The 19,438-nt window shown below is 70.4% G+C and carries 18 protein-coding genes; 8 read left to right on the forward strand and 10 right to left on the reverse strand.

Translation table 11 applies throughout. The features are described from left to right. Positions 1-38 precede the first annotated feature (38 nt). Together sufB and OHS57_RS09385 are read right to left on the reverse strand one after the other, a co-directional pair. Complete coding sequence (gene sufB / locus OHS57_RS09380; RefSeq protein WP_041990958.1) at positions 39-1,460, reverse strand: Fe-S cluster assembly protein SufB; 1,422 nt, start codon at positions 1,458-1,460, stop codon at positions 39-41. Then, a complete protein-coding gene (locus OHS57_RS09385; protein WP_041990956.1) occupies positions 1,457-2,200 on the reverse strand; it encodes a helix-turn-helix transcriptional regulator in 744 nt (247 codons plus the stop codon). The genes sufB and OHS57_RS09385 overlap by 4 nt, the downstream gene beginning before the upstream one ends. Before the next feature lie 210 nt (positions 2,201-2,410). Between OHS57_RS09385 and OHS57_RS09390 the strand changes: the two genes are divergently transcribed. From OHS57_RS09390 to OHS57_RS09400, 3 genes are read left to right on the forward strand one after another with little or no spacing between them, the layout of a single operon-like run. After that, positions 2,411-3,391, forward strand: coding sequence for an ABC transporter ATP-binding protein (locus OHS57_RS09390; RefSeq protein WP_328581620.1), 981 nt, complete (start codon positions 2,411-2,413; stop codon positions 3,389-3,391). Next, the gene (locus tag OHS57_RS09395; protein WP_041990952.1) at positions 3,391-4,182 is read left to right on the forward strand and encodes an ABC transporter permease; all 792 of its coding nucleotides are present in this window, start codon (positions 3,391-3,393) and stop codon (positions 4,180-4,182) included. The genes OHS57_RS09390 and OHS57_RS09395 overlap by 1 nt, the downstream gene beginning before the upstream one ends. Before the next feature lie 60 nt (positions 4,183-4,242). Next, positions 4,243-5,235, forward strand: coding sequence for a COX15/CtaA family protein (locus tag OHS57_RS09400; protein WP_198533424.1), 993 nt, complete (start codon positions 4,243-4,245; stop codon positions 5,233-5,235). On the opposite strand, the gene OHS57_RS09405 is transcribed toward OHS57_RS09400, so the two are convergent. The 3 genes from OHS57_RS09405 to OHS57_RS09415 all read right to left on the reverse strand — a co-directional run bounded on the left by OHS57_RS09405 (position 5,221) and on the right by OHS57_RS09415 (position 7,866). After that, positions 5,221-6,339 (reverse strand): amidohydrolase, encoded by a 1,119-nt coding sequence (locus tag OHS57_RS09405; RefSeq protein WP_328581621.1) that lies wholly within the window; start codon positions 6,337-6,339, stop codon positions 5,221-5,223. The genes OHS57_RS09400 and OHS57_RS09405 overlap by 15 nt on opposite strands. Positions 6,340-6,474: 135 nt before the next feature. Beyond that, positions 6,475-6,885 (reverse strand): hypothetical protein, encoded by a 411-nt coding sequence (locus OHS57_RS09410; protein WP_241778628.1) that lies wholly within the window; start codon positions 6,883-6,885, stop codon positions 6,475-6,477. A gap of 30 nt (positions 6,886-6,915) precedes the next feature. Beyond that, positions 6,916-7,866, reverse strand: coding sequence for a heme o synthase (locus OHS57_RS09415; protein ID WP_041990944.1), 951 nt, complete (start codon positions 7,864-7,866; stop codon positions 6,916-6,918). A gap of 303 nt (positions 7,867-8,169) precedes the next feature. Here OHS57_RS09415 and tkt point away from each other — a divergent pair, with 303 nt between their 5' ends. From tkt to pgl, 5 genes are read left to right on the forward strand one after another with little or no spacing between them, the layout of a single operon-like run. Next, positions 8,170-10,260 carry a transketolase gene (tkt, locus tag OHS57_RS09420; RefSeq protein ID WP_328581622.1) on the forward strand — a complete coding sequence of 697 codons (2,091 nt, stop codon included), beginning with the start codon at positions 8,170-8,172 and terminating at the stop codon, positions 10,258-10,260. Positions 10,261-10,293: 33 nt separating this feature from the next. Beyond that, positions 10,294-11,412 carry a transaldolase gene (gene tal / locus OHS57_RS09425; RefSeq protein ID WP_041990941.1) on the forward strand — a complete coding sequence of 373 codons (1,119 nt, stop codon included), beginning with the start codon at positions 10,294-10,296 and terminating at the stop codon, positions 11,410-11,412. A gap of 4 nt (positions 11,413-11,416) precedes the next feature. Next, on the forward strand, positions 11,417-12,949 hold the full coding sequence (zwf, locus tag OHS57_RS09430) for a glucose-6-phosphate dehydrogenase (RefSeq protein ID WP_041990939.1): 1,533 nt from the start codon (positions 11,417-11,419) through the stop codon (positions 12,947-12,949). Beyond that, positions 12,946-13,953, forward strand: coding sequence for a glucose-6-phosphate dehydrogenase assembly protein OpcA (gene opcA / locus OHS57_RS09435; protein WP_041990937.1), 1,008 nt, complete (start codon positions 12,946-12,948; stop codon positions 13,951-13,953). The genes zwf and opcA overlap by 4 nt, the downstream gene beginning before the upstream one ends. Beyond that, on the forward strand, positions 13,950-14,732 hold the full coding sequence (gene pgl / locus OHS57_RS09440; protein WP_041990935.1) for a 6-phosphogluconolactonase: 783 nt from the start codon (positions 13,950-13,952) through the stop codon (positions 14,730-14,732). Before opcA ends, pgl begins: the two co-directional genes overlap by 4 nt. A 66-nt stretch (positions 14,733-14,798) precedes the next feature. Here pgl and OHS57_RS09445 read toward each other — a convergent pair whose 3' ends face one another. From OHS57_RS09445 to secG, 5 genes are all read right to left on the reverse strand, one after another. Continuing rightward, positions 14,799-16,376 (reverse strand): PH domain-containing protein, encoded by a 1,578-nt coding sequence (locus OHS57_RS09445; RefSeq protein ID WP_328581623.1) that lies wholly within the window; start codon positions 16,374-16,376, stop codon positions 14,799-14,801. Next, positions 16,373-16,882, reverse strand: a complete 510-nt coding sequence (locus OHS57_RS09450) for a PH domain-containing protein (RefSeq protein WP_328581624.1) — start codon at positions 16,880-16,882, stop codon at positions 16,373-16,375. Before OHS57_RS09450 ends, OHS57_RS09445 begins: the two co-directional genes overlap by 4 nt. A gap of 4 nt (positions 16,883-16,886) precedes the next feature. Next, the gene (pgi, locus tag OHS57_RS09455; protein WP_041996684.1) at positions 16,887-18,539 is read right to left on the reverse strand and encodes a glucose-6-phosphate isomerase; all 1,653 of its coding nucleotides are present in this window, start codon (positions 18,537-18,539) and stop codon (positions 16,887-16,889) included. Between the two features lie 153 nt (positions 18,540-18,692). Continuing rightward, positions 18,693-19,028 carry an RNA polymerase-binding protein RbpA gene (locus tag OHS57_RS09460; RefSeq protein ID WP_078615979.1) on the reverse strand — a complete coding sequence of 112 codons (336 nt, stop codon included), beginning with the start codon at positions 19,026-19,028 and terminating at the stop codon, positions 18,693-18,695. 171 nt (positions 19,029-19,199) lie between these two features. Beyond that, positions 19,200-19,436 (reverse strand): preprotein translocase subunit SecG, encoded by a 237-nt coding sequence (secG, locus tag OHS57_RS09465; protein WP_078863696.1) that lies wholly within the window; start codon positions 19,434-19,436, stop codon positions 19,200-19,202. Between the last annotated feature and the right edge of the window lie 2 nt (positions 19,437-19,438).

Genomic DNA, 19,438 nt, shown 5'->3' on the forward strand with positions numbered 1-19,438 from the left:
GGGCACGGGGGCGGGTGGCGCGGGGGCGGTGGCTGAGGTCAGCCGACCGAGCCTTCCATCTGCAGCTCGATCAGCCGGTTGAGCTCCAGGGCGTACTCCATGGGCAGCTCCTTGGCGATCGGCTCGACGAAGCCGCGCACGATCATCGCCATCGCCTCGAACTCCGTCATGCCCCGGCTCATCAGGTAGAAGAGCTGGTCCTCGGAGACCTTGGAGACGGTCGCCTCGTGGCCCATCGACACGTCGTCCTCGCGCACGTCCACGTACGGGTACGTGTCGGAGCGGGAGATCGTGTCGACCAGCAGCGCGTCACAGAGCACGTTGGACTTGGAGCCCGCGGCGCCCTCGCCGATCTCGATCAGTCCCCGGTAGGACGTACGGCCGCCACCGCGGGCCACCGACTTGGAGACGATGTTCGACGAGGTGTTCGGGGCCATGTGGACCATCTTGGCGCCGGCGTCCTGGTGCTGGCCCTCGCCCGCGAAGGCGATGGACAGCGTCTCACCCTTGGCGTGCTCGCCCATCAGGTAGACGGCCGGGTACTTCATGGTGACCTTGGAGCCGATGTTGCCGTCGACCCACTCCATGGTCGCGCCCTCGTACGCCACGGCGCGCTTGGTGACCAGGTTGTAGACGTTGTTCGACCAGTTCTGGATGGTCGTGTAGCGGCAGCGGCCGCCCTTCTTGACGATGATCTCGACCACGGCGCTGTGCAGCGAGTCCGAGGAGTAGATCGGGGCGGTGCAGCCTTCGACGTAGTGGACGTAGGCGTCCTCGTCGACGATGATCAGCGTCCGCTCGAACTGGCCCATGTTCTCCGTGTTGATACGGAAGTAGGCCTGGAGCGGGATGTCGACGTGCACACCCTTCGGCACGTAGATGAAGGAGCCGCCGGACCACACGGCCGAGTTCAGCGACGCGAACTTGTTGTCGCCGACCGGGATGACCGTGCCGAAGTACTCCTCGAACAGCTCCGGGTTCTCACGCAGCGCCGTGTCGGTGTCCTTGAAGATGACGCCCTGCTCCTCCAGGTCCTCGCGGATCTGGTGGTAGACGACCTCGGACTCGTACTGGGCGGCGACGCCGGCCACGAGGCGCTGCTTCTCCGCCTCGGGGATGCCGAGCTTGTCGTACGTGTTCTTGATGTCCTCCGGCAGGTCCTCCCAGGACTCGGCCTGCTTCTCGGTGGACCGCACGAAGTACTTGATGTTGTCGAAGTGGATGCCCGACAGGTCGGAGCCCCAGTTCGGCATGGGCTTCTTGCCGAAGAGCTTGAGGCCCTTCAGCCGCAGCTTCAGCATCCACTCCGGCTCGTTCTTCTTCTGCGAGATGTCGCGGACGACAGCTTCGGAGAGTCCGCGCTTGGCGGCGGCGCCGGCGGCGTCGGAGTCGGCCCAGCCGAATTCGTACGTACCCAGACCGTCGAGCTCAGGATGGGCGGTCTCTGTGGGGAGCGTCATGCGGGGTTCCTCCCGGCTGTGCTTTCAGTTGCGTGATCGGTGGTCTGTGGGGTGGAGCGGGGAATGAAGGTCGTGCAGACCCCGTCGCCGTGGGCGATGGTGGCCAGTCGCTGCACATGCGTACCGAGAAGCTCGGAAAAGAATTCCGTCTCGGCCTCGCAGAGCTGCGGGAACTTCTCGGCGACATGGGCCACCGGGCAGTGGTGCTGGCAGAGCTGCTCGCCCTGGCTGTTCGGCGCGGAGCGCGCCGCGGCAGCGTACCCGTCGGTGCTCAGCGCCTTGGCGAGCGCCTCGGTACGCCGGTCGGGCGCGGCGGCCTCGACCGCCGCGCGGTACGCCTCGGCCTGGCCGGCGATCCGGGCACGGGCGAAGGCGGCCACGGCCGCCTCGCCCTGTTCCCCGCCGCCGGCCGCCTGCGCGATCCAGTGCAGCGCCTCGGCTGCCAGCTTGTCGTACGACTGGTCGAAGGCGTCCCTGCCGCAGTCGGTCAGGGCGAACGCCTTGGCCGGCCTGCCACGGCCGCGCGAGCCGTAGACGCGCTGTTCGCGCGGTTCCACGACGTTGTCGGCCGCGAGCGCGTCGAGATGACGGCGGACGGCCGCCTGGGTGAGCCCGAGGCGCCCCGCCAGATCGGAGACGGTGGACGGGCCGTGGTCCAGGATGGAGCGCGCGACACGGTTGCGAGTGGAGTGCTCACCGGTCGCGAGTTCCTCCTGGGGAGCCTCGCCAACGTATTTCACAACGCCATTGTTGCGTAATTCCCTCGGCCCTGACAACCGCGACCCGGCCCGACCTGAGGTGCGCTGTATCACTTAGGGTTACCTAATTCGCACCCGTACTGCCCGGTGGGAGCGGCTTTGCCGCCCGCCCGGAGCCGCTCCGGCGCCCGGTTGAAGCGGCTTTCGGCCCCGCGGGTCCCGCCCCCCGAAAGGCTGCCTAGACTTCCCGGCATGCGCAGCGTCAACCCGGGTGGCTCACTGCCCGACAGCGGTTCAGCCGCGGGCCGGGCCTCCGGAGACCCCGTCGTCGAGGTTCGCGGACTGGTCAAACGGTACGGCGACAAGACGGCGGTGAACGGCCTCGACCTGCTGGTACGGGCCGGCACCGTCACCGCCGTCCTCGGTCCCAACGGGGCCGGCAAGACGACCACGGTCGAGACCTGCGAGGGCTACCGCAGACCCGACGCGGGCACGGTACGGGTGCTGGGCCTCGACCCGGTGACGGAAGCGGTGGCCCTCCGGCCGCGTATCGGCGTGATGCTCCAGTCCGGCGGCGTGTACTCGGGAGCGCGCGCCGAGGAAATGCTCCGCCACATGGCGCGACTGCACGCCCGTCCGCTGGACGTGGACGCCCTCATCGAGCGGCTGGGCCTCGACAGCTGCGGCCGTACGACGTACCGCAGGCTCTCCGGCGGCCAGCAGCAGCGGCTCGCCCTGGCGCTCGCCGTCGTCGGCCGCCCCGAACTGGTCTTCCTCGACGAGCCGACGGCGGGACTCGACCCGCAGGCCCGGCGCGCCACCTGGGAGCTGGTGCGCGAGCTGCGGGCCGACGGCGTCGGTGTCGTACTGACCACGCACTTCATGGACGAGGCCGAGCAGCTGGCCGACGACGTCGTGATCATCGACGCGGGCCGGGCCGTCGCCCAGGGCAGCCCCGAGACGCTGTGCCGGGGCGGCGCCGAGAACACCCTGCGCTTCACCGGCCGCCCCGGGCTGGACCTCGGCTCGCTGCTGAAGGCGCTGCCCGACGGCTCGGCCGCCGACGAGCTCAGCTCCGGCGTCTACCGGATCAGCGGCACGATCGATCCGCAGCTGCTGGCCACGGTCACCTCCTGGTGCGCGCAGCACGGGGTGATGGCCGCCGGGATCTCCGTCGAGCGGCACACGCTGGAGGACGTCTTCCTCGAACTGACCGGCAAGGAGCTGCGCTGATGAGCACGGGTACCACCACGGCGGGCGGTACGGGTACGTACGCCCCCGCGCCCGGCGCGGCCCCGCTCGGCCGCATGATCGGCGCGCAGACGCTGTTCGAGACGAAGCTGCTGCTGCGCAACGGGGAGCAGCTGCTGCTGACCGTGATCATCCCTTCGCTGCTGCTGGTCCTCTTCTCGACAGTCGACATCATCGACACCGGCGCGGCGAAGTCGGTGGACTTCCTGGCGCCCGGCATCCTCGCGCTCGCCGTGCTGTCCACAGCGTTCACCGGGCAGGCCATCGCCACCGGTTTCGAGCGCCGTTACGGGGTGCTGAAGCGGCTCGCCGTCTCGCCGCTCCCCCGGTGGGGCCTGATGACGGCGAAGACGCTCGCCGTCCTGGTCACCGAGGTGCTTCAGGTGGTGCTGCTCGCGGTCATCGCGCTGCTGCTCGGCTGGTCGCCGCACGGCAATCCGCTCGCCGTCCTGCTGCTGCTCGTCCTCGGCACCGCCACGTTCTCCGGGCTCGGTCTGCTGATGGCGGGCACGCTCAGGGCCGAGGCGACGCTGGCCGCGGCGAACCTGGTCTTCCTGCTGCTCCTGGTGGGCGGCGGGGTGATCGTGCCGCTGGACAAGTTCCCCGAGGGGGCGCGGGCGGTGCTGGACCTGCTGCCGATCTCCGCGCTCTCCGACGGGCTGCGGGACGTCCTGCAGCACGGGGCCGCGATGCCGTGGGGCGACCTCGGGATCCTCGCCGTGTGGGCCGCCGTCGGACTCGGCGCCGCTGCCACGTTCTTCCGCTGGGAGTGAGCGGGTACGGACGGCCGGGAGTGAGCGGGTGACGGTGGCCCGGGGACCCCTCGTGAAAAGCTGCACAAGCTCGCGCCTACGATAGTTGCCGTGTTGACCCCCCTCGCCTATATCGCCCAGCGGTGGACGCCTTCGCCCCGTACGCTCCAGCGCGCCGCGCTCGCCGCCGTACTGATGTCGGTGGCCATCATCGTCACCGGCGGCGCCGTCCGGCTGACCAGCTCGGGACTCGGCTGCGACACCTGGCCCAAGTGCACGGACAACAGCCTGGTCGCCACGCCCGAGCAGGGGATCCACGGCGCGATCGAGTTCAGCAACCGGATGCTGACGTACGTCCTGTCGGCGGCCGTCGGCTGGGCGATCATCGCCGCGCGGGCGGCCAAGCCCCGGCGGCGCCCGCTCACCCGGCTCGCCTGGTCGCAGTTCTGGCTGGTGATGAGCAACGCCGTGCTCGGCGGCATCACCGTCCTGGCAGGCCTCAACCCGTGGACCGTGGCGGGCCATCTCCTCGCCGCCCTCGGACTGTTGACCGTCGCGACGCTGACCTGGCTGCGCACCCGTGAGGGCGACGGCGCACCGCGGCCGCGCGTGCCGCGCCCGCTGTTCCGGCTCTGCTCGGTGCTGCTGGTCGCCACCGCGCTCCTGATGGCGGCGGGCACGATCGTGACGGGCACGGGACCGCACGCGGGCGACAGCAGCGATGTGCCGCGGATGCCCTTCGACTGGGTGGCCACGGTCCATCTGCACGAGGTGCTGGCGTTCGTGGTCGTCGCGCTGGCCGCCGCGATGTGGGTAGGGCTGCGGGTCGTCGACGCCCCGCTCGACACCCGCAAGATCGCCCGCAACCTGGTGCTGGTGCTGCTCGCCCAGGGGGTCATCGGGTACGTGCAGTATCTGACCGATCTGCCCGAAGTCCTGGTCGGCGTGCATATGTTCGGCCTGGCCCTGGTGTGGATCGGCACGCTGCGGATGCGGATGTGTCTGCGCGAGCGCCCGGTGACCACGGCCGAGATCCCCGCGCAGGCGGACGCCGCGCTGTCACCCGCCGTCTGAAGGACCGCCGCCCGGCTGTCCCGCGTCCGGCAGCCGGTAGACCCGGCGGGCGTTGCCCGACGCGATCATCTCGGCGACGCGCTGCGCGTCGCCGATCGCCCAGGCACCGTCGGCGACCCAGCCGCCCAGCACCCGCGCGAGGGCTTCCCTGAACACCCGGGCCCCGACCACGTGCAGTTCGGGCAGCCCGCGCGCGCCGCTGGAGAACAGCAGCTTCCCGAACGGCGCGAGTTCCAGGATCTCAGCGAGCACGGCCGCGGCGCCCGCCCCGGTGTGCGCGAGTACGGGGCCCAGATCCGCGTACACGTGCGGGAAGACCCCGGTCAGCTGCGCCGCCTGACGGTGGTGCGGATACGCGCCGAGCAGCACCAGATCGGTGCCGAGCCCCTCCGTCGCCTCGGCGAAGTCCCGGAGCAGGACCGGCTCGCAGGAGCCGACGCGCAGTTGCAGCGGCAGTCCTGACGCGACGGCCGTCCACAGCAGATGCCGCAGCAGTACGGGGTCGGTGACCGCGTCACCCGCCGAGCGCGCGGCGAGCCAGCGGCCCGCCGCGCCTCTGACCTCGCCGGGCCCCGGCGGCTGCGGGGCCAGGGCGCCGCCGTGGCCGAGCCCGGTGACGGAGATGAAGGCGACGGCCGAAGCGGCTGCGGCGTGCACGGCCTCGGCGAGGTTGGCGAGCAGCGCATCGACGGACCCCGAGGTGTCGGCGATCTGCTGGGCCAGCGGTTCGAGCCGGACGATCTCCCGGGCGTCGGCGCCGCCCGCCACGGCCATCTCGGCGGGCCCGGTCAGATCACCGGGCAGCCCGGTGTCCACGAGATAGGTGGAGATCCCCGTCCCGCGCAGCAGCAGCCTGCCCGCCTCGGCGGCGCCCAGCTCACGGCGGCGGGCCAGATAGCGGGCCGGCGCGCAGTGCGGCTCAAGGCCGAGGAGCGGCGGGCACCAGCGCCGTACGGCGAACCCCGTCTGGGTGTCGAAGAAGGTGGTGCCGGCGGCCGGGGCGCCCGCCGTCCTGCCGAGCTGGGCCTCGAAGGTGCCGAGGCCCAGTTCCGTACGGAGTACTCCGTGGCAGTACTGGTCCACCATGGACGCTGTTTCGATCATCGGGTTTCCCGTCGTGGACCGCTTGTACAGTCCTAACGGGCCGAGCCGCGTTCCGGTGGCGCCCCAGGTGCCGCTTCCGTCCCGCGCGGTACGCGGTACCCGACGTACGCGGTATCCGACGTACGAGGCCCGGCGTCAGTGGCCGAGCTGGATGCCGGCCATCCGCTTCCACTCGTACGGGCCTGTGCTGACCTTCGCGGCCAGCTCGCCGTCGAACGATTCGTGGAGGGTCAGCTCGGCGCTCTCGGCCGCGCTCAGCGCGACGGCGTGGGTGGGGGCGACCAGGTCGCCCCAGCCGCCGTCCTCGCCGACGAGGACGATACGGGTGCCCTCCTGGCCGAGGTACGCGAGATGCCCCTCGGCGCCGCCGTGCTTCGCGCCGAAGGCCTTGATCTCCTTGGCGAGCCTGGCCACCTTGCGGGCGTCCCGCGCCTCGCGCCTGGCCAGCGCCTTGTCCGCCTGGGTCTTGCCCGACTCGTTCGCCTGGCCCGGCTCGTCCGCCCGGTCCGGCTTGCCCGCCTGGTCGCCCTGCTCCGTCTCAGCCATGCCGACGATGCTACCGGGCGGTAGAACGGGTTATCGGAGGAAGGGGTCCACCGCTACGGCGACGAAGAGGATCGAGACGTAGGTGATGGACCAGTGGAACAGCCGCATCTCCTTGAGCTTGGCGCCCACCTCGCCCGCCTTGGCGCGCGAGTTCAGCCCGTGCGCCTCCCACAGCCAGTAGCCGCCGGCGACCAGCGCGACCGTGGTGTAGAACCAGCCGGTGTAGCCCAGCGGGGTCAGCAGCAGCGAGACGGCGACCATCACCCAGCTGTAGGCGACGATCTGCCGGGCGACCACCCGATTGGACGCGACGACCGGCAGCATCGGGACGCCCACGCGTGCGTAGTCGTCCTTCACCTTCATCGACAGCGGCCAGTAGTGCGGCGGCGTCCAGAAGAACATCACCAGGAAGAGGATGACCGGGGCCCAGGACACCGAGTTGGTGACGGCGGACCAGCCGATCAGCACGGGCATGCAGCCGGCGATCCCGCCCCACACGATGTTCTGCGAGGTACGCCGCTTGAGGATCATCGTGTAGACGACGACGTAGAAGAGCAGGGCGCCCAACGACAGCGCCGCCGACAGCCAGTTGACCAGAAGTCCGAACCACAGCGTCGAGAAGACCGCGAGGCCGAGACCGAAGGCCAGGCACTCGCGCGGCGAGACCATGCCGGTGACCAGCGGACGCTGCGACGTACGGTCCATCAGGGCGTCGATGTCGCGGTCGATGTACATGTTGAGCGCGTTGGCGCCGCCGGCGGAGAGATAACCGCCGACGCAGGTGACGAGCACCAGCCAGAGATCCGGTACGTCCTGCGAGGCGAGGAACATCACCGGAACGGTGGTGATGAGCAACAGCTCGATGATCCGTGGCTTGGTCAGTGCCACGAATGCCTTGGCGCGGGCTCCGAACGGCCGATGGCCCCTCGGGCTCGGAGTCAAGGCGGCGACCCCTGCGGGTCGGGACTCGACGGCCGTCACGCATACCCCTGACAGAGAAATCTCAGCAAGCTCCGGACGTGAAGGCCCGGTAAAGGCTCGCGCTTACCACGCCACTCTAGACGTTGCCCATAGGTCGTTCTTCGCGGGGGTGCGCTCGTGTTGGAGGTGCCGGAACCCGCCGCCGGGAGGCGAAGAGAGCCCCGGCGCGGCACCCTGGCAGTGTCCCTTGTTCACCGACGGGCAGTCGAAAAGCCGGGCGGCACCGCGAGGGTAGGCTCAACAACGAACCGGTGCGCCCTCAGACACCGGGATTCGACATGTGGAGAGGAGCCCTGACTCAGGGTGAGCACCAAGCCGACCACCACAGACCTCGAGTGGACCGATCTGGACCGTCGGGCAGTCGACACCGTCCGCGTCCTGGCCATGGATGCCGTACAGAAGGTCGGCAACGGCCATCCCGGTACGGCCATGAGCCTGGCGCCTGCCGCCTATGTGCTGTTCCAGAAGCTTCTGCGGCACGACCCCGCCGACGCCCAGTGGACCGGCCGCGACCGATTCGTCCTGTCGGCCGGTCACTCGTCTCTGACCCTCTACATCCAGCTCTACCTGGCCGGCTACGGCCTGGAGCTGGACGACCTGGAGTCGTTCCGCACCTGGGGTTCGAAGACCCCCGGCCACCCGGAGTACGGACACACCGTCGGCGTCGAGACCACCACGGGCCCGCTCGGCCAGGGTGTCGCGAACGCCGTGGGCATGGCGATGGCCTCGCGCTACGAGCGCGGTCTCTACGACCCCGACGCGGCGCCGGGCACCTCCCCGTTCGACCACACCATCTGGGCCGTCGCCGGTGACGGCTGCCTCCAGGAGGGTGTCTCCGGTGAGGCGTCCTCGCTCGCGGGCCACCAGAAGCTCGGCAATCTGGTCCTGCTGTGGGACGACAACCACATCTCCATCGAGGGCGACACGGAGACCGCGGTCTCCGAGGACACCCTCAAGCGCTACGAGGCGTACGGCTGGCACGTCCAGCGCGTCGAGCAGCAGGAGAACGGCGACCTCGACCCGGTCGGCCTGTACAACGCGCTGAAGGCAGCGCAGGCGGAGACCGAGCGCCCCTCCTTCATCGCGGCGCGCTCGATCATCGCCTGGCCCGCCCCGCACGCGCAGAACACCGGCGCGGCGCACGGCGCGGCGCTCGGTGAGGACGAGGTCGCCGCCACGAAGAAGGTCCTCGGTTTCGACCCGGAGAAGACCTTCGACGTCTCCGACGAGGTGCTCGCGCACACCCGCGAGGCGCTGGACCGCGGCCGTGAGGTGCGCGGCGAGTGGGAGAAGTCGTTCGCCGCGTGGCGCACCGCCAACCCGGAGCGCGCCGCCACGTTCGACCGGATCAGGGCGGGCGAGCTGCCCGAGGGCTGGGAGAGCCATCTGCCGGCCTTCGAGACCGGCAAGTCCGTTGCCACCCGCGCCGCTTCGGGCAAGGTCCTGGAAGCGCTCGGCGGTGTCATCCCCGAGCTGTGGGGCGGTTCGGCCGACCTCGCGGGCTCGAACAACACCACCTTCGACAAGACGTCGTCGTTCCTCCCGGCGGACAACCCGCTGCCGGGCGCCGACCCGTACGGCCGCACGGTGCACTACGGCATCCGTGAGCACGCCATGGGCTCGACGATGAACGGCATCTCGCTGCACGGCAACACCCGTATCTACGGCGGCACCTTCCTGGTGTTCTCCGACTACATGCGCGCGCCGGTCAGGCTGGCGGCGCTGATGCAGGTGCCCGTCACCTACGTGTGGACGCACGACTCGATCGGTCTCGGCGAGGACGGCCCGACGCACCAGCCGGTCGAGCACCTCGCGGTGCTGCGCGCGATCCCCGGGCTGAACATCGTGCGGCCCGCGGACGCCAACGAGACGGCGATCGCCTGGCGCGAGATCCTGAAGCGGCACGCGAAGCGCTCGCCGCACGGTCTGGCGCTGACCCGCCAGGGCGTCCCGACGTACGAGGCCAACGAGGACGCGGCCAAGGGCGGTTACGTCCTGTTCGACGCCGAGGGTCAGGACGGACAGAAGACGGCGCCGCAGGTCGTGCTGATCGCCACGGGCTCCGAGGTGCAGCTCGCCGTCGAGGCGCGCGAGCAGCTTCAGGCCGCAGGTGTCCCGGCGCGTGTCGTGTCGATGCCGTCGGTCGAATGGTTCGACGAGCAGGACCAGGGGTACCGGGATTCGGTGCTGCCGCCGTCCGTGAAGGCGCGGGTGGCGGTCGAGGCCGGGATCGGGCTCACCTGGCACCGGTTCGTGGGAGAGGCAGGACGCATCGTCTCGCTGGAGCACTTCGGTGCCTCGGCCGACGGCAAGGTGCTCTTCCGCGAGTTCGGATTCACCGCCGAAGCCGTGGCCTCGGCGGCCCGGGAATCTCTTGAAGCCTCAGCGCGCTGACGCCGGTATACGACAGTAGGAGATGCAACTCTCATGACAGACGCACTCAAGCGCCTCTCCGACGAAGGCGTCGCGATCTGGCTCGACGACCTTTCACGCAAGCGGATCACGTCCGGCAATCTGGCCGAACTGATCGACCAGCAGCATGTGGTGGGCGTGACCACGAACCCCTCGATCTTCCAGAAGGCGATCTCGCAGGGCGACGGGTACGACACCCAGCTCACCGACCTGGCCACGCGCCGGGTCACCGTCGAGGAAGCCGTCCGGATGATCACGACGGCGGACGTGCGTGACGCGGCCGACATCCTGCGTCCGACCTTCGACGCGACCGGCGGCCAGGACGGCCGGGTCTCGATCGAGGTGGACCCGCGGCTCGCGCACAACACCCGGGCGACCGTCGCCGAGGCCAAGCAGCTCGCCTGGCTGGTGGACCGCCCGAACACGCTCATCAAGATCCCCGCGACCGAGGCAGGCCTGCCGGCGATCACGGAGACCATCGCCAGGGGCATCAGCGTCAACGTCACGCTGATCTTCTCGCTGGAGCGCTACCGCAAGGTGATGGACGCCTACCTGTCGGGTCTGGAGAAGGCGAAGGCCGCCGGCCTCGACCTCTCCAAGATCCACTCGGTGGCGTCCTTCTTCGTGTCCCGGGTGGACACCGAGATCGACAAGCGGCTCGACGCGCTGGGCACGGACGAGGCGAAGGCGGCGCGCGGCAAGGTGGCCGTGGCCAACGCCCGGCTCGCCTACGAGGCGTACGAAGAGGTCTTCAGCTCCGAGCGCTGGGCGCCCCTCGACCGGGCGCAGGCCAACAAGCAGCGTCCGCTGTGGGCCTCCACGGGTGTGAAGGACAAGGCGTACAAGGACACCCTGTACGTCGACGACCTGGTCGCCCCGAACACGGTCAACACCATGCCGGAGGCGACGCTCGACGCCACCGCCGACCACGGCTCGATCACCGGTGACACGGTGCGCGGCACGTACGACCAGGCGCGCGCCGACATCGAGGCCGTCGAGAAGCTGGGGATCTCGTACGACGAGGTCGTCCAGCTGCTGGAGGACGAGGGCGTCGAGAAGTTCGAGGCGTCCTGGACCGATCTGCTCAAGTCGACCGAGGCGGAGCTCAAGCGCCTCGCCCCTTCGGAGGGCTGAACCCTTGACCGCAACCCACGGAGTGAATCCGCTCCGTGACGCTCAGGACCGACGGCTCCCGCGTATCGCGGGGCCGTCGGGCCTGGTCATCTTCGGCGTCACGGGCGATTTGTCCCGCAAAAAGCTGATGCCCGCCATCTATGACCTGGCCAACCGCGGCCTGCTGCCGCCGGGCTTCTCGCTCATCGGCTTCGCGCGCCGCGAGTGGCAGGACGAGGACTTCGCGCAAGAGGTCCACGACGCCGTCAAGGAGCACGCGCGCACGCCGTTCCGCGAGGAGGTCTGGCAGCAGCTCATCCAGGGGATGCGCTTCGTCCAGGGCGACTTCGACGACGACGAGGCGTTCGAGAACCTGAAGGCGACGATCGAGGACCTCGACAAGAAGCAGGGCACCGGAGGCAACTTCGCCTTCTACCTGTCCGTGCCGCCGAAGTTCTTCCCGAAGGTCGTCCAGCAGCTCAAGAAGCACGGGCTCGCCGACCAGAAGGAAGGCTCCTGGCGCCGCGCGGTCATCGAGAAGCCGTTCGGCCACGACCTGGCGTCCGCCAAGGAGCTGAACAAGGTCGTCCACGAGGTCTTCCCGTCCAACGAGGTCTTCAGGATCGACCACTACCTGGGCAAGGAGACCGTCCAGAACATCCTGGCGCTGCGGTTCGCCAACACCCTCTTCGAGCCGATCTGGAACCGGTCGTACGTGGACCACGTCCAGATCACCATGGCCGAGGACATCGGCATCGGCGGCCGGGCCGGGTACTACGACGGCATCGGCGCCGCCCGTGACGTCATCCAGAACCACCTGCTCCAGCTGCTCGCGCTGACCGCCATGGAGGAGCCCGCCTCCTTCGACGCGGACGCGCTCGCGGCCGAGAAGACCAAGGTGCTGGGCGCCGTACGGCTGCCGCAGGACCTGGGCGCCGACACGGTGCGCGGGCAGTACGCCGCCGGATGGCAGGGCGGCGAGCGTGCCGTCGGCTATCTGCAGGAGGACGGTATCGACCCCAAGTCGAAGACCGACACCTACGCCGCGGTCAAGGTCGGGATCGACAACCGCCGCTGGGCGGGCGTCCCCTTCTACCTCCGTACCGGCAAGCGCCTCGGCCGCCGCGTCACCGAGATCGCGGTCGTCTTCCAGCGCGCGCCGCACTCCCCCTTCGACCACACGGCCACCGAGGAGCTGGGGCAGAACGCCCTGGTGATCCGGGTCCAGCCGGACGAGGGTGTGACGATGCGGTTCGGCTCCAAGGTGCCCGGCACCTCGATGGAGGTGCGGGACGTGTCGATGGACTTCGCCTACGGCGAGTCCTTCACCGAGTCGAGCCCCGAGGCGTACGAGCGGCTCATCCTCGATGTGCTGCTCGGCGACTCGAACCTCTTCCCGCGCACGGAAGAGGTGGAGCTGTCCTGGACGATCCTCGACCCGGTCGAGCAGTTCTGGGACAAGCACGGCAAGCCCGCGCAGTACGAGTCCGGGACCTGGGGTCCTGTCGAGGCGGACGAAATGCTCGCACGAGACGGACGGAGCTGGCGTCGGCCATGAAGATCGACCTTACGGACACCACGTCCAGCAAGATCAACAAGGCGCTGGTACAGGGCCGCCGTTCGGTGGGCGCGCCCGCCGTCGGCATGGTCCTCACCCTGGTCATCGTCACCGACGAGGAGAACGCGTACGACGCGCTCAAGGCGGCGAGTGACGCCTCCAGGGAGCACCCGTCGCGGATCCTGGTCGTCGTCAAGCGCCCCTCGCGCTCGCCGCGCGACCGGGCCAACGCGCGCCTCGACGCCGAGGTACGGGTCGGCGCGGACGCGGGCACCGGCGAGACGGTGGTGCTGCGGCTGTACGGCGAGGTCATCGACCACGCCCAGTCCGTGGTGCTGCCACTGCTGCTGCCCGACGCGCCCGTCGTCGTCTGGTGGCCGGTCAACTCGCCGGCCAACCCGGCGAAGGACCCGCTGGGCAAGCTGGCCCAGCGGCGCGTGACGGACACGTACGCCGCCCAGCACCCCGTGCAGGAGCTGGCGGCCCGGCAGGCGGTGTACACCCCGGGCGACACGGACCTGGCCTGGAGCCGGATCACCCCGTGGCGCTCGATGCTCGCCGCCGCGCTCGACCAGGTCGACTGCGAGGTCACCGCGGTCGAGGTCGAGGGCGAGGAGTTCAACCCGAGCTGCGAGCTGCTCGGCATGTGGCTCGCCGACCGGCTGCATGTGGCGGTCAAGCGCTCCGTCTCCAGCGGTCCCGGCCTCACCGCCGTCCGGATGGAGACGACCTGCGGTCCGATCGTGCTCGACCGGGCCGACGGCTCGCTGGCGACGCTCTCCATCGAGGGCCAGCCGGACCGCGCCGTGGCGCTGAAGCGCCGGGAGACCTCGGAGCTGATCGCCGAGGAGCTGCGCAGGCTCGACCCGGACGAGACGTACGCGTCGGCGCTGAAGCTCGGCGTCGAGCGGCTCGACGACGGCTCGTCGTCGGCGGCCGGTGACAAGGCCGCTCCGGCGGCGGCAGCGAAGAAGGCTCCGGCCAAGAAGGCGGCGTCGAAGTGAGCGTGCCCCAGCTGGTCGTGCACCGCGACAAGGAACTGATGGCGCAGGCCACGGCGGCCCGGCTGATCACGAAGATCGTGGACGCCCAGGCCTCCCGTGGCCACGCCTCGATCGTCCTCACGGGCGGGCGCAACGGCAACGGCCTGCTGGCCGCGCTGTCGTCGGCGCCCGCCCGGGACGCGGTCGACTGGTCGCGGCTCGACCTGTGGTGGGGCGACGAGCGCTTCCTGCCGGACGGCGATCCGGAGCGCAATGTGACACAGGCCCGTGCGGCGCTGCTCGACTCGGTTCCGCTGGACCCCGCGCGGGTGCACGCGATGGCCGCGTCGGACGGTCCGTACGGCAGCGACGTGGAGGCGGCGGCAGCGGCGTACGCGACCGAACTCGCCGCGGCCGCACGGCCCGAGGACCACGCGCAGGTGCCGAGCTTCGACGTGCTGATGCTGGGCGTCGGACCCGACACGCATGTCGCCTCGCTCTTCCCGGAGCTGCCGGGCGTACGGGAGACGGAGCGGACGGTCGTCGCCGTCCAGGGCGCGCCCAAGCCGCCACCGCTGCGCATCTCGTTCACGCTCCCGGCGATCCGGGCAGCGCACGAGGTGTGGCTGCTCGCCGCGGGCGAGGACAAGGCGGAGGCGGCGGAGATCGCGCTGTCCGGCGCGGGCGAGATCCAGGCGCCGGCGGCGGGCGCGTACGGTCGCAGCCGCACGCTGTGGCTGCTGGACGAGGCGGCGGCGTCGAAGCTGCCGCGCGACCTGTATCCGGCGGCTTCCGCCTGACACACCGTCAACTCGCCGACACCACGGCCCGGTTCGCCTCCACGGCGGACCGGGCCGTGGTGCGTGTCAGGCGGGGCCGCGGTCCAGGAACGGGGTCAGCAGGGACGGTACGGCCTCCTCGGCGAAGGCGAGGCCTTCGGCCTGGGCCGCGTCCCGTACGTGGTAGGCGCCGTCGCCCGCCGCTGTGGTCGCCGTCAGGGTGAGCAGCCCCGCGCGGCGCTGGAAGACGGACTGGCGGACCGTCCAGCCGATGACGCCCGCACGCTGGAGGGCGACCGTCGAGCGGCGCAGGGTGCCGGAGCGGGCGACCAGATAGCCGCCGCTGATGCCGTGGCCGAGGTTCCGGGCCGCGTCGAGGGCGAGCAGCACCGCCGTGGGCAGGGCGACCACGGCCAGGCCCGCCGCGACCTGCAGCAGGACGTCCGTGACGAGCAGGCCGAGGACCGTGAGGATCAGCACCGGCGCCAGGGCGGCGGCCAGCGCGCGGCGCAGCCGGCGGCCACGGGCGGCCGACGGGTGCGGGGTGAGGGTGGCGCTCCGGGTGGGCGACACCGGCTCCCGCAGCACCTGCGCCGCCAGTTCCTGGGCGACCGCGCGGGGCGCGGCCGGCAGCAGGTTCTTGTGGTCGACGTGCTTGTCCTCGTCGTCGTGGGCGAGCCCGGTGGCGACCGCGTCGAGCCGGGCGGCGCCGAGCAGCCGTACGCCGAAGGGCTCGACCAGTTCCACCCCGCGCAGCCGGCGCTCCTCGATGGAGACGGAGCGCGCGGTGAACAGACCGCGTCTGACCCGGAGCGTGCCACCGGGTTCGCGCTCGATGCGGTAGTTCCACCACATCTCGACCCACAGGCCGAGCGTCCCGACGACCCCGGCGAGCCCGGCCGCGCCCACCAGCAGCACGATGGCCCAGCCGAGCGGGGTGTCGGCGAGCCGGTGCGCTATCCAGTCGACGACCTGCCGCTGGGCCCCGAACCAGTCGCTGATCTGCAGCAGTCCGCCGGCCGCCGCGCCGCCGAGGGCGGGGGCGAGGAACGACATCGGGGCGTACCGGATCCAGCGGGGGTCGAGCGCGGCGAGTACGCCCTCGCGGTGTGCGCCGGGCGTCCCCGGCGCGCGGTCGAGCAGTTCCCTGCGCAGCCGTTCGCCCTCCTGGCGGGTGACCAGGTCGAGTTCCAGTGTGGACTCGCCGGAGTGCTCCCCCGTCCCTATCCGCACCTTCACCAGACCGAGGACGCGCAGCATCGGGTTGGCGGTCAGGTCGACGCTGCGGATCCGTTCGCGCGCCAGGGAGCGGCGCTTCACCAGCAGCAGTCCGGTGTGGAGTTCGGCGCGTTCGGCGCCGATGCGGTAGCGGGTGCGGCGCCAGCGTATGTAGTCGGCTCCGGTGCCGCAGGCGACGAAGAGCAGCGTCGCCGCCAGCACCCAGCCGACGGCGCGTACGGGCCCGAGGCCGTTGGATATCCCGAGCGCGGTCGGCACTCCCGCGCCCAGCGCGATGCCCGCCATGACGGCCGCGGTGACGAGGAGGGTGCCGGGGGCGAGCCGCCGCCAGGGCGCTGCGGACTCCGGCGCCGCGGAATCCTGAGCGGCGGGCTTGTCCAGGAGACCGCCGACTACGTCGGCCTCGGCCTCCCCCGCCTCGCTCATGTGGCGTCCCCGGGCGTTGCCTGGGTGATGTGGGTCAGTTGCTCGGCGAGCGACGACGCCGTCCCGTGGTCGAGCCCGGCGATGTGCACGGCGCCCTTGGACGAGGCGGTGGTGACGATGACCGTGGAGAGCCGGAACAGCTGCTCCAGCGGGCCGCGCACGGTGTCCACGGTCTGGATCCTGGACATCGGCGCGATCCGCCACTCCTGCCGGAAGACCCCGGTGCGGACGTAGACCGCCTCGTCCGTCACCTCCCACCGGTGCACCCGGAAGCGCCAGAGCGGTACGACGACGGCGCAGCCGGCGCCGAGCACGGCGAGGACGGCGGCGGGGACCAGGAGCCAGGTCCTGGCGGGCGTGATGAGCACCGCCAGGACCACGAGGAGCGCGACAGGGAACACGGTCCGCAGCAGCCACTGCGCGCGCCACCAGCCGACGGCGCGCGGCGCCGGTGTGTTCTTCGGCGCCCGCAGCCGCAGCCCCTCCTCCACCGCCCCCGGTCCCATCCGGTCAGCGACCGCGCAGGGTGCGGTACGTGGCGACGAGCGCCGCCGTTGAGCTGTCGAGCCCGTCGCCCGCCTTGTCCCCGGTGAGGACCGGCTCGATCTCCTTGGCGAGTACCTTGCCGAGCTCCACACCCCACTGGTCGAACGAGTCGATGTTCCACACGGCGCCCTGGACGAACACCTTGTGCTCGTAGAGCGCGATGAGCTGACCCAGCACCGAGGGGGTCAGTGTGTCGGCGAGGATGGTGGTCGTCGGGTGGTTGCCGCGGAACGTCTTGTGCGGCACCAGCTCCTCGGGCACACCCTCGGCCCGTACCTCTTCGGGGGTCTTGCCGAAGGCCAACGCCTGTGTCTGGGCGAAGAAGTTGGCCATCAGCAGGTCGTGCTGCGGGACGAGACCGCTGCGCAGGTCGTCGACCGGCCGGGCGAAGCCGATGAAGTCGGCGGGGATGATCTTCGTGCCCTGATGGATCAACTGGTAGTACGCGTGCTGCCCGTTGGTGCCGGGCGTGCCCCAGACCACGGGCCCCGTCTGCCAGTCGACGGGGTTGCCGTCGCGGTCCACCGACTTGCCGTTGGACTCCATGTCCAACTGCTGGAGGTAGGCGGTGAACTTCGACAGGTAGTGGCTGTACGGCAGCACGGCGTGCGACTGCGCGTCGAAGAACGAGCCGTACCAGACGCCCAACAGGCCCAGCAGCAAAGGTGCGTTGGCCTCGGGTGGCGCGGTGCGGAAGTGCTCGTCGACGAGATGGAAGCCGTCCAGCATCTCGCGGAAACGGCCGGGGCCGATCGCGATCATCAGCGAGAGGCCGATGGCGGAGTCGTACGAGTAACGGCCGCCGACCCAGTCCCAGAACTCGAACATGTTGGCCGTGTCGATGCCGAAGTCGGAGACCTTCACACCGTTGGTGGACAGCGCCACGAAGTGCTTGGCGACGGCGTCCTGATCGGCCGTCAGCTCGGTCAGCAGCCAGTTGCGCGCCGAGGTGGCGTTGGTGATGGTCTCGACGGTGGTGAAGGTCTTGGAGGCGATGACGAACAGCGTCTCGGCCGCGTTCAGGTCCCGGACCGCCTCGTGCAGATCCGCGCCGTCCACGTTGGAGACGAACCGTACGGTGATGTCGCGGTCGGTGAACGACTTCAGCGCCTCGTACGCCATCGCGGGTCCGAGGTCGGAGCCGCCGATGCCGATGTTCACCACGTTCTTGATGGGCAGGCCCGTGTGGCCGCGCCACTCGCCGGACCTGATCCGGTCGGCGAAGGAGGCCATCTTGTCGAGGACGGCGTGCACGGCGGGGATCACGTTCTCCCCGTCCACCTCCACGACGGCGTCGCGCGGGGCGCGCAGCGCCGTGTGCAGCACCGCGCGGTCCTCGGTGGTGTTGATCTTGTCGCCGCGGAACATCGCGTCCCGCAGCTCGGTGACCTTGGTGGCGGCGGCCAGCTCGCGCAGCAGCGCCAGGGTCTCGTCGGTCACCAGATGCTTGGAGTAGTCCAGATGGAGATCGCCCACCTGGAGCGTGTAACCGGTGCCGCGCGCCGGGTCGCCGGCGAACAGCTCCCGCAGATGCGTGTCGGCCAGCTGCTCACGATGCTTGCCCAGAGCGCTCCACTCGGGCAGCCGGTTGAGCCTGGTACGGCTTTCTGCGTTCATCTCGGACATCAGCCCACTTCTTCTCGTACCTGCGTGCATGCCCTGCTGCCCCTCCAACCTAATTGATCAGAGGTCGCTGCGAGGGGTCGGCCCGGCCCGGTACGAAGAACCGGCCGGGCGCTTGGTGTCGCGACCGGCCGGGAAGGGGAAAGCTCAGATCTCGCCGCGCAGCTTGGCGAGGGCCTCGGCGAGGATCGCCTCACCGTCGGCGTCGCTACGGCGCTCGCGCACATAGGCGAGGTGGGTCTTGTACGGCTCGGTGCGCGGCGGGTCCGGCGGGTTGTCCCGGTCCTGACCTGCCGGGAAGCCGCAGCGCGGGCAGTCCCACGTCTCCGGAACCTGTGCGTCACTGGCGAAGCTCGGCACCGTCTCGTGCCCGTTGGAGCACCAGAAGGAGATGCGCAGACGGGGCGCGGACTCGCCACGCTCGGCCTCACCCATCGGCCCCGCTCCGACCCGGCTTCCCCGGATCGCGTTGCCACTTGCCACGGTCGTAACTCCCTGCGTGATGGTGCCGCAAAGCATCTGTAGGCAGCTCCGCTGCCGGGCGCCCCAGTCTACGTAAGGCCCAACGCGCGTCCGGTGAAGGGAGTTACCCCCTCCGCCGGGCGCGGAACCTCATGATAGGCCGCGCCCCGCGGCGACGTACCGTACGCGGAATCAGCTGTCGAGCTTGATCAGCAGACCAAGCGCGACAATGCTCGCGAACCACAGCAGACCCACAACTACGGTGATGCGGTCGAGGTTACGCTCGGCAACCGAGGAACCACCGACGGACGACTGCATTCCGCCACCGAACATGTCGGAGAGGCCGCCGCCCTTTCCCTTGTGCATCAGCACCAGCAGCATGAGCAGCAGGCTGAAGACGATCAGGGCGATCTGGAACCCCATAACCACAG

This window comes from Streptomyces sp. NBC_00370, from assembly GCF_036084755.1.
Lineage (GTDB): Bacteria > Actinomycetota > Actinomycetes > Streptomycetales > Streptomycetaceae > Streptomyces.